Source organism: Lonepinella sp. BR2271 (genome assembly GCF_051851515.1).
GTDB lineage: Bacteria > Pseudomonadota > Gammaproteobacteria > Enterobacterales > Pasteurellaceae > Lonepinella.
The window spans coordinates 17,998-31,133 of sequence record NZ_JBPDVF010000015.1 but is presented as its reverse complement, the minus strand read 5'-3'; the positions used below and the strand labels follow the sequence as shown (position 1 = coordinate 31,133).

Genomic DNA, 13,136 nt, shown 5'->3' with positions numbered 1-13,136 from the left:
CATAAAGTGCGGTGCGATTAAAGCAGATTTTTTGATTTTCTTCGGTTCATCTTTCGGGCGATTTCTACTAAAATTGACTGATTTTTAACAAGCCTGTATTTTTTTTCGGCAAACAATCGTTTTTTCAAGATTATTTCAAAATTCCTGTTGACATCAATACAGATTTCCGTAAAATGCACCCTCGTTGACAGCGTAATGCTGAGAACAAAGCGGGAATAGCTCAGTTGGTAGAGCACGACCTTGCCAAGGTCGGGGTCGCGAGTTCGAGCCTCGTTTCCCGCTCCAATTTAAACCTAGCAAAAGTTAGGAAATGCGTTTAGCCCGAGTGGCGGAATCGGTAGACGCAAGGGATTTAAAATCCCTCGCCTTTCGGGGCGTGCCAGTTCAAGTCTGGCCTCGGGCACCATTTTAAACACTAGGTTAAAAAATAGCACCGCAAGGTGTTTTTTTATATCTAAAATCACTTCTATGGCGTGTTAGCAAAGCGGTTATGCACTGGATTGCAAATCCATGTAGCTCGGTTCGACTCCGGGACACGCCTCCATCAATCAAAATACGCATTCATTTAATCACATTGATATAATTCAGCTATTGGCATAAGGAAAATAGAAAAATGACCACATTTGTGTTTGATATTGACGGCACGATTTCCAAAAATGGCTTAAAAGTCAGTGAGTCAATCAGTAATGCTATTGTGGACTTACTCAAAAATCACTCGGTCATTTTTGCCTCCGCCAGACCCATTCGGGATATGTTGCCCATGTTGCCGACTGACCTCACCTCACATAAAAACACGATTTTAGTCGGTTGCAATGGTGGCATGGCGTATCAGCAAGGCACCTTTATTTTAACCAAATTGTTAGCACAAGATTATGTGGAAAATTGTTTAACCACATTAAAACAATTAAAGTTAGCCTATGTTCTTGATGGCAAATGGGCGTTTTCCTTATCTGAACAACCTCATGATTTTCATCAATATATTGCGTCATTAAGCAATGAGCAAGTCAGTGAACAAGCGTTAATAAATGAGGGCGTGAGTAAAATCTTGGTGCTGTTAGATCAACCTCAGCAAGCAATTTATGATCAATTTAATACCGAGAATATTAGCTTTCATATTCATAAAAAAGAATGTTTCTTTGATATTACCCCTAAAGGTAACAATAAATATCATACGCTAAAGCACTTAATTGGAGAACAAGACTATGTAGCATTTGGTAATGATTTCAATGACTTTTTAATGCTACAACATGCCCAAACCTCTGTTTATTTAGGGGAGAAATCCGAATTTCAAGCCGACTATTATGTTGATGATGTGGATTTGGTGGCTGAATTTATTCGTATACATTTTCTTTAAAGCATATAAAAAGTCGCCCTCAAGCGACTTTTTTTTGTTTACTCAAACTCATCCAACCAAGCCAACAAAATTCCCTCTAGAATTTTCTCATTGCTGGCCTCGGGATTGTCATCAAAATCTTCCAATTCACAAATCCATTGGTGCATATCGGTAAAACGTACCGTTTTTGGATCTAAATTGGGATCACGGTCATATAATGCCTCAGCAATGGCTTGTACATCTGTCCATTTCATTAGTGCGCCGCCTCATTTGCGTGGTTCAGATTATATTTTGGAATTTCTACCACTAAATCTTCGTCCCCCACGATACATTGACAAGATAAACGGCTTTCAATTTCTAAGCCCCAGGCTTTATCCAACATATCTTCTTCTTGGTCAGAACTTTCGTTTAAACTGTCATACCCCTCACGGATCACCACGTGACAGGTGGTACAAGCACAAGAACCGTCACAAGCATGATGAATTTCTACATCATGATCATGTGCAAGATCTAACAAGTTATCCCCTTTTTTGGCGTCAATCACCATACCCTCTGGGCAAAATTCTTCATGGGGTAAAAACACAACTTTTGGCATATTTTCTTTCCTATTGTAAATTCGTAAATACTATAAATTATTGACTGATTGCCCTTTTAAGGCTTTTTGGATGGATTTATCCATTCGGCGTGCCGCAAATTCTTGCGTCGCCTGATCTAAATCCTTAATCCCTTGTTTAATCGCTAAGGTGTCAGTGCCTTGCTGTAAATTGTCTAACGAAACTAAGGCATTTTTCACCGCACTGAGTTCCTCTGCATTCAGTAAATCTTGGTCATTTTCCAAGGCAGTTAACACAGCTTCCATCACTCGACGAGCCTCGACACGTTGTTCGGCTAATAAGCGTGCATCAATATCCTGTTTCGCATTTTCCATGGAAGATTTGAGCATGTTAGTAATCTCATCATCGGTTAAACCATAGGACGGTTTTACCTGAATAGACGACTGAACGCCAGTGGATTTTTCCATGGCGGTCACACTTAACAAGCCGTCGGCATCCACTTGATAAGTTACACGAATATGTGCCGCACCGGCTGCCATGGCGGGAATACCACGTAACGTAAAGCGAGCTAATGAACGGCAATCTTCCACCATTTCACGTTCGCCTTGCACAATATGCACTGACATAGCGGTTTGACCGTCTTTGAACGTGGTAAATTCCTGTGCTCGAGCCACGGGGATCGTGGTGTTACGTGGAATAATTTTTTCCACTAAACCGCCCATGGTTTCAATTCCCAAAGAAAGCGGAATCACATCAAGCAACAGCATATCGGCATCCGGTTTATTGCCCACCAAAATATCCGCTTGAACCGCAGCCCCCAAGGCCACCACTTTGTCAGGATCGATAGAGGTTAACGGCATTTTTCCAAAGAACACGCCCACTTCTTCACGCACAAACGGCACTCGGGTTGAACCGCCGACCATCACCACTTCTCGGACTTCTTCAGCAGTAATATTGGCATCTTTTAACGCTCGGCGACAAGCCATTAAAGAACGTTTAACCAAAGGCTGAATTAATTGATTAAACTGCGCTCGACTAATGCTGCCTTGCCAACCTTGCCAAGCAATCTCCACCTCTTGTTCTTGGGACAAAAATACTTTGATGTCATTCGACATCTCAATCAATTCACGTTGTTGTTGTGCATTTTCAGGGGACTGTCCTGATTGGCTAATGATCCAATCTGCAATTAAATGATCGAAATCATCTCCGCCCAAAGCGGTATCGCCACCTGTCGCCAACACTTCAAACACACCTTTAGATAGACGCAAAATGGAAATATCAAAGGTGCCACCGCCTAAATCATAGACTGCAATCACACCCTCTTGGCCACTATCCAAACCATAAGCAATAGCTGCCGCTGTTGGTTCATTTAACAAACGTAACACATTCAAGCCAGCCAATTTCGCTGCGTCTTTGGTGCTTTGACGTTGGGCATCATCAAAATAAGCCGGCACCGTAATCACCGCACCAGACAATTCACCGCCTAGCGTTTGCTCACCAAGTGCGGTTAATTTTTTCAGAATTTCGCTAGATACTTCAACCGGACTGACGTTACCTTGTGACGTTTGAATTAATGGTAAACCATTTTCCGTCGCCTGAAATTGATAAGGCAAATTTGGATAACGCTGTTGCACATCCGTTAAACTTCGTCCGATTAATCGTTTAACAGAAATAATTGTATTTTGCGGATCTTGGCTCGCTAACGCCCCAGCATCATGACCCACCACGACGTTATTTTCCGCATAATGCACAATAGATGGGGTTAAGGCTTGCCCTTGTTCATCTAATAAAATATCCGCTGTCCCACTACGCGCCGAGGCAACCAAGGAATTTGTTGTGCCTAAATCAATGCCCACCGCCAATTTATGTTGGTGCGGTGCGGCCATTTGGCCGGGTTCAGCAATTTGTAATAATGCCATGTTTATCTTCTTATTTATATAAATTTTCTATCATCAAACTATCTGCGATAACATTAAATAATGGGCGGTAGGTTTCAAATGAAGCTCCGGTTGATGTTCCATTGAAAGATGTCATGACCATACCTTGAATCGCCACCATTTTATCTTGAGTGAAGATAAAATAAGTAATATTTTCCATACCAAAATTATTATCTAATCGCTCTGCAGTAACCCGATTCCTAAGCCAAAAACCTGGAAATCCTTCAAGCGTTATCACGCCACTCCCGAGATAAACGCCATTATAATCTTCGAGCATAGCCTCTGCAAAATCACGTCTTTCATTGGCATCTGATAAATATTCTCGCCATTCAGCCTTTGAAACACCCCGAATTTCCTCCGGTAAATCTTTTACCATCAACATCACTTGGGCTTCTTTGCCATATTTGCTTTGAAATTTTTGCACAATATTGGAACGTCTCGCCTCTTGCCCGATCCAACTATTCGGCAATCTTAATGACAATGTTAAGCCTTTCGATTTGGGTGAATTACTCGTATAAATATAACTCTCATTCGTTTGTATTTCTTTTAGAGGATCGGTTCCGTAAGCGGTTTGAGCAAAAGACAAAGAAGTCGTCAATAACATGACTGCAACAACGAATAAGTGACTTAACTTCATGCTCTGTCCCCTAAAACAATTTTTCTTCTACGTTTTCAATCTGTTCAATCAATTTTCTCACAAAACGTAATTTATCTGCCGTCATTTGTGCAGCTGACCAGTTTTGCTCGGCTAATTCAGTTTCAATTTGTTGCAACAGCGTTTTTTGTTCCATCTCAATCTCACCACGAAATTCATCAAGTGCGGTGTGATTTTGTTGCGTTTCAATCTCGTCTAACTGTTCACGCCATTGTAATTGTTGCATTAAAAAAGCAATATCTTGCGTACTTTTTTGCTCCAGATCCTGTACTTCGCCAGTGTGAATTTGAATAATCGCCTCAGCACGCAAAATCGGATCTTTAAGGGTTTTTAAGGCATCATTAATTTCTGCCGATTGTTGCATCGCCAAACGCTGATCTTGTGCGGATTGGGTAGCAAAATTATCGGGGTGAAATTGCTTTTGTAACTGCAAAAAACGCTCGGACAATAAGGCCATATCCACGGCAAATTGTACGGGTAAATTAAATAGGGAAAAGGGATTTGTCATAAAATTTATCTTATTTATACGTTAAAACTTTCACCACAACCACATTGATCTTTGACATTTGGGTTGTTGAATTTAAAGCCCTCGTTTAAGCCCTCTTTCACAAAATCCAGTTCTGTACCGTCTAAATACACCAGGCTTTTGGTATCTACGATCACTTTTACACCGTCATATTCAAACACATGATCATCTTCATTTAGGCTATCCACAAATTCTAACACATAAGCTAATCCAGAACAGCCTGATGTTTTAATGCCTAAACGTAAACCAATACCTTTGCCACGATTTTGTAAAAAAGTGCTGACACGATGAGCGGCACTTGGCGTTAATGTGACTGCCATTATATGCTCCCAATAAAAGAATACAGCCTCTCCCTGTGGGAGAGGATGGAGAAAATCTGAAAGATTTTCGGGAGGTGAGGGGCAATCTCGTGTTCCCTCACCAAAACTATTACCCTCACCCTAGCCCTCTTCCAGAGGGAGAGGGGATTTTATGAGGAGAGGGAATTAATTACTTCGCTTGTTTCGCTTTATAATCCGCAATGGCGGCTTTAATCGCATCTTCCGCAAGAATTGAGCAATGCACTTTTACCGGTGGTAACTCTAATTCTTCCGCAATTTGGCTGTTTTTAATCGCCCCCGCCTCGTCTAAGGATTTACCTTTGACCCATTCGGTAATCAATGAGCTAGAGGCAATCGCTGAACCGCAGCCATAGGTTTTGAATTTCGCATCTTCAATAATGCCATTATCGCCAACTTTAATTTGTAACTGCATTACGTCACCACAAGCCGGTGCACCGACCATGCCTGTACCCACGTCAGCAGATTTTTTATCCATAGCACCCACGTTGCGTGGATTTTCATAATGATCTAATAATTTTTCACTGTATGCCATTTTCTTGTTCCTTATAAAATTAGTGAGCTGACCACTCAATGGTGTTTAAATCAATACCCTCTTTGAATAAATCCCAAAGTGGTGATAAATCTCTTAATTTTTGCACCGCACCTTGCATTAGGCTAATGGTGTAATCAATTTCTTCTTCCGTCGTATAACGGCCTAAGGTGAAACGAATTGAGCTGTGAGCTAATTCATCATTTAAGCCTAAAGAACGTAATACATAAGACGGCTCAAGGCTCGCTGATGTACAAGCAGAACCAGAAGACACCGCAATATCACGCAATGCCATCATTAAACTTTCACCCTCAACATAGTTAAAGCTGATGTTTAAATTGTTATCTAAACGATGTTCCATAGAACCATTGACATAGGTTTCTTCAATGCCTTTTAAGCCATTGTATAAACGGTCACGTAAGGCTTTTAAGCGTGGCATTTCAGTTGCCATTTCTTCTTTACAAATACGATAAGCCTCGCCCATACCGACGATTTGATGCACTGGCAACGTACCTGAACGCATACCACGTTCATGGCCACCACCGTGAATAATCGCCTCTAAACGAATACGTGGTTTACGACGTACATATAACGCCCCGATCCCTTTTGGCCCATATAATTTGTGGCTTGACATAGACAGTAAATCTACCGGTAATTCCGCTAAATTAATCTCAACTTTACCCACACTTTGCGTAGCGTCGGTATGGAAAATGGTTTTATTGGCACGGCAAAGTTCACCAATCGCTTTAATATCTTGAATCACCCCGATTTCGTTGTTGGCGTGCATAATCGAAACTAAAATCGTATCTGGACGAAGTGTCGCTTTAAACACGTCAAGATCGATTAAACCGTCCGCTTTCGGCTCTAAATACGTGACTTCAAAGCCCTCACGCTCCAACTGGCGACAAGTATCTAACACCGCTTTATGTTCAGTTTTGCACGTAATAATGTGCTTGCCTTTGGTTTGATAGAAATGTGCAGCCCCTTTAATGGCCAAGTTATCCGCCTCGGTTGCCCCCGAAGTAAACACGATTTCACGGCTGTCTGCACCGATTAAATCTGCAATTTGATTACGTGCGATATCCACCGCCTCTTCCGCTTGCCAACCAAATTTGTGTGAACGAGAGGCTGGGTTACCAAAGTTACCATCAATGGTTAAAAATTCCATCATTTTTTTTGCCACACGTTCATCTACTGGACAGGTTGCTGCATAGTCCAAATAAATTGGTAATTTCATTAAATTCACTCCTAAAAATGCTATATTTATAGCTAGCTATTGACGACTAAAAGATTATCAAAATCTTGATGTGTTTGATGAGTACGTGCTTTCGTACCCTGCTTATTAACCAGTTCTGCCAAGGTGATTTGATCTAAAAAACTCTCAATCCGTTGGCTTAATTCTTCCCATAAAGAATGGGTTAAACATTCATGCCCGTCATGACAATTCCCTTGACCTAGACATTTCGTCACGGAAATATTTTCATTCACCGCCGAAATAATCATACCGATGGAAATATCTTGTGTCGGCAATCCTAATTGATAGCCACCACCTGGCCCACGCACACTTTTCACTAAGCCATGTCGGCGTAATTTAGCAAAAAGCTGCTCCAAATAAGAAAGGGAAATACTTTGCCGTTCAGAAATGTCAGACAATGTCACCGGATTTTCCTGACCATTTAGTGCAATATCTAAAATGGCCGTCACGGCATAACGTCCTTTGGAAGTTAATTTCATCTTTCTCTCTCTTCTTATCCTAACAATCAATGCGAATAGTTTACTTAACCTAGTAAAATAGTCAACTATTATTACTTATGAAAATCTAAGCGTTTTTCCACCGCAGTTAACATACCACGCAAAATATTTAACTCATTTTGCTCCACTTCAGCACGTTGATACAAACGCCTTAATTTCGGCATAACACCTTGATTTTGAATAAAACCTAAAGATTGATAAAGGCGTTCCGTATGTTCAAAAAAGTATTCTAATTGTTGTGTCGTAGCTAAAAGTGCGGTGTTTTTAACGGTATTTTCTATGGGAGTAACAGGCATTTCCTGTGCAGTTTGCGACAAAAACGCCATACGTAATTCATAACACACCAACTGCACTGCCATGGCTAAATTGAGCGAAGAATAATCAGGATTCGCCGGAATGGTTAAATGATAACGGCATTTCAAGAGTTCATCATTGGTTAACCCCACTCGCTCACGACCGAAAATAATCGCCACTTTTTCACCGCACTTCGTGGCTTGCATAGCAATCTCACCGCATTGACGAGGTTCAATTAAACTATTCTGCAAATGGCGAAGTCTGGCACTGGTGCCAATCAACAGCGAACAATCGCCCACCGCTTGCTCAAAACGCTCAACCACCACCGCATTTTTCACCACATCCTCCGCCCCTGCGGACAAGGCTATTGCCTGTTCATCAATACCTTGTTTCGGCGAAACCAAATACAACTCACGCAAGCCCATGGTTTTCATGGCCCGAGCCGCCGAGCCAATATTACCAGAATGGGAGGTTTCGATTAATACAATGCGGATGTTGTCTAACATAGTTGCGATATTCAAATTAAACTCGTTGCTTATTTTAGCACAATATCCCTATTTATTAGTAGGTTTTAGAAAATATTTTTAATAGTGGAAACGGCTCAAAAAATTCACTATAATGCACCGCAGTTTAAGGCAAAACGCAAAATACGCTTTGCCATTGTTCTTTTCACAATCTCTAATGGATATTCTTATGAACCCAATGTTAAATATCGCTATTCGTGCTGCACGAAAAGCAGGCAATGTTATCGCCAAAAGTTATGAAAACCGTGCGGATATTGAAACCCAAGTTAAAGGCAACTATGACTACGTGACCAACGTAGATAAAGCGGCCGAGGCCGCCGTGATTGAAACCATTCGTGCCTCCTACCCTGATCACAGTATTATCACCGAAGAATCAGGGGTGTTAGCAGGTAATGATCGTGATACGCAATGGGTGATCGATCCATTAGACGGCACCACCAACTTTATCAAAGGTTTCCCACATTTCGCTGTCTCTATCGCTATTCGTGTCAAAGGTCGCACTGAAGTGGGCGTGGTTTATGACCCAATCAAAAATGAATTATTTACCGCAGTACGTGGCGAGGGAGCAAAATTAAACGATATTCGTTTACGTGTTGCAGACCGCCGTGATATGAAAGGCACCGTACTAGCCACTGGTTTCCCATTCAAACAAGCCAAACTGATGCCAATTCACATGGCCATGATGAATGCCTTAATCACCGATGCCGCTGATTTCCGTCGCACAGGCTCTGCCGCCTTAGATTTGTGCTACACCGCTGCCAACCGTGTTGATGGTTTCTTTGAAATGGGCTTAAAACCTTGGGATATTGCCGCAGGTGAATTGGTCGTTCGTGAGGCGGGTGGCTTAGTTTGTGATTTTAATGGCGGACATGATTATTTAAAAGACGGCCATATTGTCGCAGCTCATCCTCGTGTGGTGAAAGAAATTTTGACTAAAATTCAGCCTTGTTTAGGGGATACGTTTAAAGAGTAATATCTGTTGTAATATGAAAAAGGGGCGTTTGCCCCTTTTTTAAATTTTATTTTCTATTAACCACGTTTGAAACTGCGGTTGATTAATCTTTAATTCATCTCCCACACCCCGAGTGATCAAATCCGCTCGTTCAAGTTTTCTCATTTTACCTTGAATTGTACTGCTACTTATTTGTTCAACGCCCAACAAATTTGCTAATTGTTGACGAGTGTCTTGGCTGTACAATGCACTTTTTCCTTGAGCGATCAAACGTAAAATCTGTCTCTCAAGCTCACTAAGCTGTTGCCATTGTTGTACATTCTCATTTTGAAAGCCTATTTCATCTAAGGTCTTTTGTACGGCTTGTTCTAAAGAAAGCTCAGGATCGATAATCAAATTCTGCGTAATCGTCCGCATATACAATGGCGTATAATTCAATCGTTGAAAAATCGTAAAAAATACCGTTTTATCTAATCCTTTTCCAACTCGTTGCTGATAAATATCCGCTAAAAAGTCAGTAAAATCACGACCAAGATTGGGGAAATTGAGTGCGTGTGCAAAATGAAAGAACGGTGCTTTACTGTCATTAAACATCGTACGTAAACCATTTGTGCTTGATCCAGTAAAAATTACTTTAATTTTAGATTGATACATATCAAGCCCTGTACGCAAAGATTTCACTAAGGCTTGCATTCCCTTAATTCTAGCCAATTCTTGGATTTCATCAAACAGCATTAAGACAGGTTTCTGACTGGTTTCGGCAATTTCTTGCAATAGACGACTTGGGCTTGTTTGCACCGGTAATTTTCCATTGTCTAAACCTACGCCAACCATCCCTGCAATTTCAACGGTTTTAATTTTTCCCAACGCTTTGTTTAGCTTAACTTGTACTGTTTTAGTTAGAAAAGTGGATAATGCCTGACAAAAGGCTTGCTGAATATCCGTTCCCTGAGCTTGGTTATCTCCAGAAATAAATGTATCCATAAAACTAAAATAGCAAACGTGAAACCCCATTTTTTCCGCTAAGGGTTTAATATCCTGTAATAAAAATTGTGTTTTGCCCATACGGCGTGGAGCAAACAATGTCAAAGCATGGCTAATACCATCTTTCAAACTCACCACTAAACGTTCTGCCAGTTCTGTTCGTGGATAATAGAGAGGATCCTTGGTTATATTGCTCATTTTATATACCTTTATACAAAATTATACTTCACGTATATAATTATACTTTACATATATAATTTTGTATATTTTATTTTGATAGCCATAAATACATCAAATCCAAACTGATGGTTGTCAACCGTTCAATTTCACTCACCCATGCTGATACTTTTTCATCCCACTCTGGCAACTCCCCCTGTTGCATCAAATTCGCCAAATTCTGAACCGATTGCATAGCAAGACTGGCAGCCGCCCCTTTGAGTTTATGAGCGGTTTCAGTAAATTGTTGCTTACTGATATGGCCTTGTTGATAATCTTGATAAGCGGAAACCACATCCAAATCGCCACCGTTGATTTCCTGTTTAAATAAACGGATATTTTCGGCATATAAATCTTTGCCAATAAATTCAAGCAGTTCTGCCAGAATGTCAGGGTTAAAATATTCGGCTAAATCTTCGGGAATGGGTTGAGTCTCTGCGTGCTTTGGGGCATGTGCTAACATTTCACTGTCGCCAAAATAGGTATTCAAGCAAGCGGTTAATTCATTCACTAACAATGGCTTACGCAATACGTCATCCATGCCTTGACGTTGATATTCGGCTTTGTTTTGCATCACATTGGCGGTTAACGCAATTAACGGTGGCAGATAATCATAGCGATCATTTTCATAGCCATCACGTAAATAATGGGCAATGTCAAAACCGGTCATATCGGGCAGTTGAATGTCTAATAACAATAAATCATAGCTGTTGTGTTCAAAGGCTTGAATAGCCTCTTTGCCTGACATGGCGACATCCACTTGGTGACCGAGTTTTTCTAACAGAGTTTTTGCCACGGTGATGTTGAGCTGAATATCTTCCACCAATAAAATGTGTAAATTTTGCACCGCACTTTTTACCATCGGCGACGCTTTAGGTTCCACGCTTTCCGCTTGAATGCGGAGCGTAAAAGTGGTGCCTTGCCCGAGTTCACTGGCAACGGTTAAATCTCCCTGCATTAAATGTGCCAGATTTTCTGAAATGGCTAACCCAATGCCACTGCCAGCAGAGCGTTTACCACTGCTGGCCACTTGGTAATACATGGTGAAGATTTTGTCTAGCTCTTGGCTTGGCATACCTTGTCCGGTATCCGTGACAGAAAATTGATAGTGATTATCGGGTAAAGCATTGACTGCTAGACCGATCGTCCCTTGTTCGGTGAATTTCACCGCATTACTCAATAAATTCCATAAAATTTGGTTTAGCCTTGTTTGATCTAAGCGTAAAAAGTGCGGTAAATTTTCGTCACATTTCATCTCAAAAGACAAGCCTTTTTGACTGGCTAATAAGGTCGCAATATTTTGTATATCGTTTAAAAACGCATAAAAATCCGTTTCACGTTGATATAACTCAATGTTATGGCTATCAATTTTTTCTAAGTCGATAATATCATTAAAAATATTGCCTAAAGACACCGCACTTAGGCTAATGGTATGCAGATAATTTCGCTGTTGTTCCGTCAATGATGTGTCTAACAGCATTTGGCTTAACCCTAAAATGCCATTTAATGGCGTGCGGAGTTCGTGACTAATACTGGCCAGCAAGGCACTTTTATCTTGAATGGATTTAGCTAAGGCTAAACGTGAGCGTTCGAGCCGATCGACTAATAAAGTGAAAAAATAAATCACGAAAGGGGCGGAAATCAAGCCAAAAATAATGGCATAACTTAAACTTTCCCAATTAATTCGCCCCATCACCACAAAACTTAACACAATATGGGTCAGTAAGGCAAAGGTGGCGACAATGAGAAAACCTAACAGGGAAAATTTGAGCCGACCGAGTTTGATCACCCAGTCGATATAGCGTTGTGTGAAATGATTGACGTTCATAGCGGATCTCATTAAGATTTTTTGCGTATCTTAACAAAAATTGAGGAAAAGTGCGGTGTTTTTTACGAGAGGTTACAATATAAATAACAACAGGATCATGCCTATTTCGTATATATCATCATAACGCACACAAGTTTTCCGCATTTCTTGTATACGTTATTTTATCATGCACAAATTTTGCCGTTTTTTGTGTATAAACAACCTCACTCGCAACTCGTCAATCACATAGCGAATTTCTAATACACTTTGCAGAGTGTAGTAAATTTGAAAAGTTATTGGTTACTGAAATGTTGATTTATTTCTTGTAAAACAACCAAAGGATCAAGCTCAAGACCTTTACAATAAGCGATAAACTCAAAAACATCTAATCGTCTATCACCCGTTTCCACTTTACCAATAAAGGAATGAATTACTCCCAACTTATCGGCTAATGCTCGTTGTGATAAACCTAATTTTTGCCGTTGTTCTAAAAATAATTGGCGTAACCAACTATGCTCGGCGGAATGAATGGATAATCTTAAATTTCTCATTGCACCTATTCTAGGTTCATAGTAAAATGAACCTGTTTTAGGTGCAAAAATTCAAGAAATTAAATTAAAGGAGAATTTGTTATGTGGCTTTTCGTTTGTCTTTTTGTCTGTTTTGCAGTTGCCCAACCACGTACATTGGGACAAGTTATGATTACATTGATCTTTGCACTCATCCTTTTGG

General features: G+C 40.6%; 15 protein-coding genes and 3 tRNA genes. 5 read left to right on the top strand and 13 right to left on the bottom strand.

What is annotated here, in order from left to right:
• Nucleotides 1–209 precede the first annotated feature (209 nt).
• The 4 genes from ACTG7X_RS10565 (at nt 210) to ACTG7X_RS10550 (ending at nt 1,354) form a co-directional block, all read left to right on the top strand.
• Nucleotides 210–285: transfer RNA gene (locus tag ACTG7X_RS10565), tRNA-Gly, on the top strand.
• A gap of 34 nt (nt 286–319) precedes the next feature.
• A tRNA-Leu gene (locus ACTG7X_RS10560) sits at nt 320–406 on the top strand.
• 64 nt (nt 407–470) lie between these two features.
• Nucleotides 471–544, top strand: a tRNA-Cys gene (locus tag ACTG7X_RS10555).
• A gap of 69 nt (nt 545–613) precedes the next feature.
• Entirely contained in the window at nt 614–1,354 is a 741-nt protein-coding gene (locus ACTG7X_RS10550; protein WP_439258413.1) for an HAD-IIB family hydrolase, read from the top strand.
• A gap of 38 nt (nt 1,355–1,392) precedes the next feature.
• Here ACTG7X_RS10550 and iscX read toward each other — a convergent pair whose 3' ends face one another.
• From iscX to trmJ, 10 genes are all read right to left on the bottom strand, one after another.
• Nucleotides 1,393–1,587 carry a Fe-S cluster assembly protein IscX gene (iscX, locus tag ACTG7X_RS10545; RefSeq protein WP_439258412.1) on the bottom strand — a complete coding sequence of 65 codons (195 nt, stop codon included), beginning with the start codon at nt 1,585–1,587 and terminating at the stop codon, nt 1,393–1,395.
• A complete protein-coding gene (fdx, locus tag ACTG7X_RS10540) occupies nt 1,587–1,928 on the bottom strand; it encodes an ISC system 2Fe-2S type ferredoxin (RefSeq protein ID WP_439242959.1) in 342 nt (113 codons plus the stop codon). The genes iscX and fdx overlap by 1 nt, the downstream gene beginning before the upstream one ends.
• A 30-nt stretch (nt 1,929–1,958) precedes the next feature.
• Nucleotides 1,959–3,806 carry a Fe-S protein assembly chaperone HscA gene (hscA, locus tag ACTG7X_RS10535; protein ID WP_439258411.1) on the bottom strand — a complete coding sequence of 616 codons (1,848 nt, stop codon included), beginning with the start codon at nt 3,804–3,806 and terminating at the stop codon, nt 1,959–1,961.
• A 10-nt stretch (nt 3,807–3,816) separates the two neighbouring features.
• Nucleotides 3,817–4,461 (bottom strand): hypothetical protein, encoded by a 645-nt coding sequence (locus ACTG7X_RS10530; RefSeq protein ID WP_439258410.1) that lies wholly within the window; start codon nt 4,459–4,461, stop codon nt 3,817–3,819.
• 10 nt (nt 4,462–4,471) lie between these two features.
• The gene (hscB, locus tag ACTG7X_RS10525; protein WP_439258409.1) at nt 4,472–4,987 is read right to left on the bottom strand and encodes a Fe-S protein assembly co-chaperone HscB; all 516 of its coding nucleotides are present in this window, start codon (nt 4,985–4,987) and stop codon (nt 4,472–4,474) included.
• A gap of 14 nt (nt 4,988–5,001) precedes the next feature.
• Nucleotides 5,002–5,325, bottom strand: a complete 324-nt coding sequence (gene iscA / locus ACTG7X_RS10520) for an iron-sulfur cluster assembly protein IscA (protein WP_439242967.1) — start codon at nt 5,323–5,325, stop codon at nt 5,002–5,004.
• Nucleotides 5,326–5,494: 169 nt separating this feature from the next.
• On the bottom strand, nt 5,495–5,878 hold the full coding sequence (iscU, locus tag ACTG7X_RS10515; RefSeq protein ID WP_439258408.1) for a Fe-S cluster assembly scaffold IscU: 384 nt from the start codon (nt 5,876–5,878) through the stop codon (nt 5,495–5,497).
• Nucleotides 5,879–5,897: 19 nt separating this feature from the next.
• Entirely contained in the window at nt 5,898–7,112 is a 1,215-nt protein-coding gene (locus tag ACTG7X_RS10510; protein ID WP_439258407.1) for an IscS subfamily cysteine desulfurase, read from the bottom strand.
• Between the two features lie 32 nt (nt 7,113–7,144).
• Nucleotides 7,145–7,609 carry a Fe-S cluster assembly transcriptional regulator IscR gene (gene iscR, locus ACTG7X_RS10505; protein WP_439258406.1) on the bottom strand — a complete coding sequence of 155 codons (465 nt, stop codon included), beginning with the start codon at nt 7,607–7,609 and terminating at the stop codon, nt 7,145–7,147.
• Between the two features lie 71 nt (nt 7,610–7,680).
• Nucleotides 7,681–8,427, bottom strand: a complete 747-nt coding sequence (gene trmJ / locus ACTG7X_RS10500; RefSeq protein ID WP_439258433.1) for a tRNA (cytosine(32)/uridine(32)-2'-O)-methyltransferase TrmJ — start codon at nt 8,425–8,427, stop codon at nt 7,681–7,683.
• Nucleotides 8,428–8,614: 187 nt separating this feature from the next.
• On the opposite strand from trmJ, the gene suhB reads away from it, so the two are divergent.
• Nucleotides 8,615–9,418 (top strand): inositol-1-monophosphatase, encoded by an 804-nt coding sequence (gene suhB / locus ACTG7X_RS10495; protein ID WP_439258405.1) that lies wholly within the window; start codon nt 8,615–8,617, stop codon nt 9,416–9,418.
• A 39-nt stretch (nt 9,419–9,457) separates the two neighbouring features.
• On the opposite strand, the gene ACTG7X_RS10490 is transcribed toward suhB, so the two are convergent.
• From ACTG7X_RS10490 to ACTG7X_RS10480, 3 genes are all read right to left on the bottom strand, one after another.
• Nucleotides 9,458–10,579 carry an AAA family ATPase gene (locus ACTG7X_RS10490; protein ID WP_439258404.1) on the bottom strand — a complete coding sequence of 374 codons (1,122 nt, stop codon included), beginning with the start codon at nt 10,577–10,579 and terminating at the stop codon, nt 9,458–9,460.
• Between the two features lie 70 nt (nt 10,580–10,649).
• Nucleotides 10,650–12,425: an ATP-binding protein gene (locus tag ACTG7X_RS10485; RefSeq protein WP_439258403.1), complete on the bottom strand. Its 1,776-nt coding sequence runs from the start codon at nt 12,423–12,425 to the stop codon at nt 10,650–10,652.
• 272 nt (nt 12,426–12,697) lie between these two features.
• The gene (locus tag ACTG7X_RS10480) at nt 12,698–12,955 is read right to left on the bottom strand and encodes a helix-turn-helix domain-containing protein (protein WP_439258402.1); all 258 of its coding nucleotides are present in this window, start codon (nt 12,953–12,955) and stop codon (nt 12,698–12,700) included.
• Nucleotides 12,956–13,136: the final 181 nt, after the last annotated feature.

What these genes read in the sequence shown, in the direction of transcription:
- ACTG7X_RS10480 (WP_439258402.1), bottom strand. Translation starts at nt 12,955, where the DNA reads ATGAGAAATTTAAGATTATCCATTCATTCCGCCGAGCATAGTTGGTTA.
- ACTG7X_RS10490 (WP_439258404.1), bottom strand. Translation starts at nt 10,579, where the DNA reads ATGAGCAATATAACCAAGGATCCTCTCTATTATCCACGAACAGAACTG.
- iscR (WP_439258406.1), bottom strand. Translation starts at nt 7,609, where the DNA reads ATGAAATTAACTTCCAAAGGACGTTATGCCGTGACGGCCATTTTAGAT.
- suhB (WP_439258405.1), top strand. Translation starts at nt 8,615, where the DNA reads ATGAACCCAATGTTAAATATCGCTATTCGTGCTGCACGAAAAGCAGGC.
- iscX (WP_439258412.1), bottom strand. Translation starts at nt 1,587, where the DNA reads ATGAAATGGACAGATGTACAAGCCATTGCTGAGGCATTATATGACCGT.
- iscU (WP_439258408.1), bottom strand. Translation starts at nt 5,878, where the DNA reads ATGGCATACAGTGAAAAATTATTAGATCATTATGAAAATCCACGCAAC.
- trmJ (WP_439258433.1), bottom strand. Translation starts at nt 8,427, where the DNA reads ATGTTAGACAACATCCGCATTGTATTAATCGAAACCTCCCATTCTGGT.
- ACTG7X_RS10485 (WP_439258403.1), bottom strand. Translation starts at nt 12,425, where the DNA reads ATGAACGTCAATCATTTCACACAACGCTATATCGACTGGGTGATCAAA.
- hscB (WP_439258409.1), bottom strand. Translation starts at nt 4,987, where the DNA reads ATGACAAATCCCTTTTCCCTATTTAATTTACCCGTACAATTTGCCGTG.
- ACTG7X_RS10550 (WP_439258413.1), top strand. Translation starts at nt 614, where the DNA reads ATGACCACATTTGTGTTTGATATTGACGGCACGATTTCCAAAAATGGC.
- fdx (WP_439242959.1), bottom strand. Translation starts at nt 1,928, where the DNA reads ATGCCAAAAGTTGTGTTTTTACCCCATGAAGAATTTTGCCCAGAGGGT.
- hscA (WP_439258411.1), bottom strand. Translation starts at nt 3,806, where the DNA reads ATGGCATTATTACAAATTGCTGAACCCGGCCAAATGGCCGCACCGCAC.
- iscA (WP_439242967.1), bottom strand. Translation starts at nt 5,325, where the DNA reads ATGGCAGTCACATTAACGCCAAGTGCCGCTCATCGTGTCAGCACTTTT.
- ACTG7X_RS10530 (WP_439258410.1), bottom strand. Translation starts at nt 4,461, where the DNA reads ATGAAGTTAAGTCACTTATTCGTTGTTGCAGTCATGTTATTGACGACT.
- ACTG7X_RS10510 (WP_439258407.1), bottom strand. Translation starts at nt 7,112, where the DNA reads ATGAAATTACCAATTTATTTGGACTATGCAGCAACCTGTCCAGTAGAT.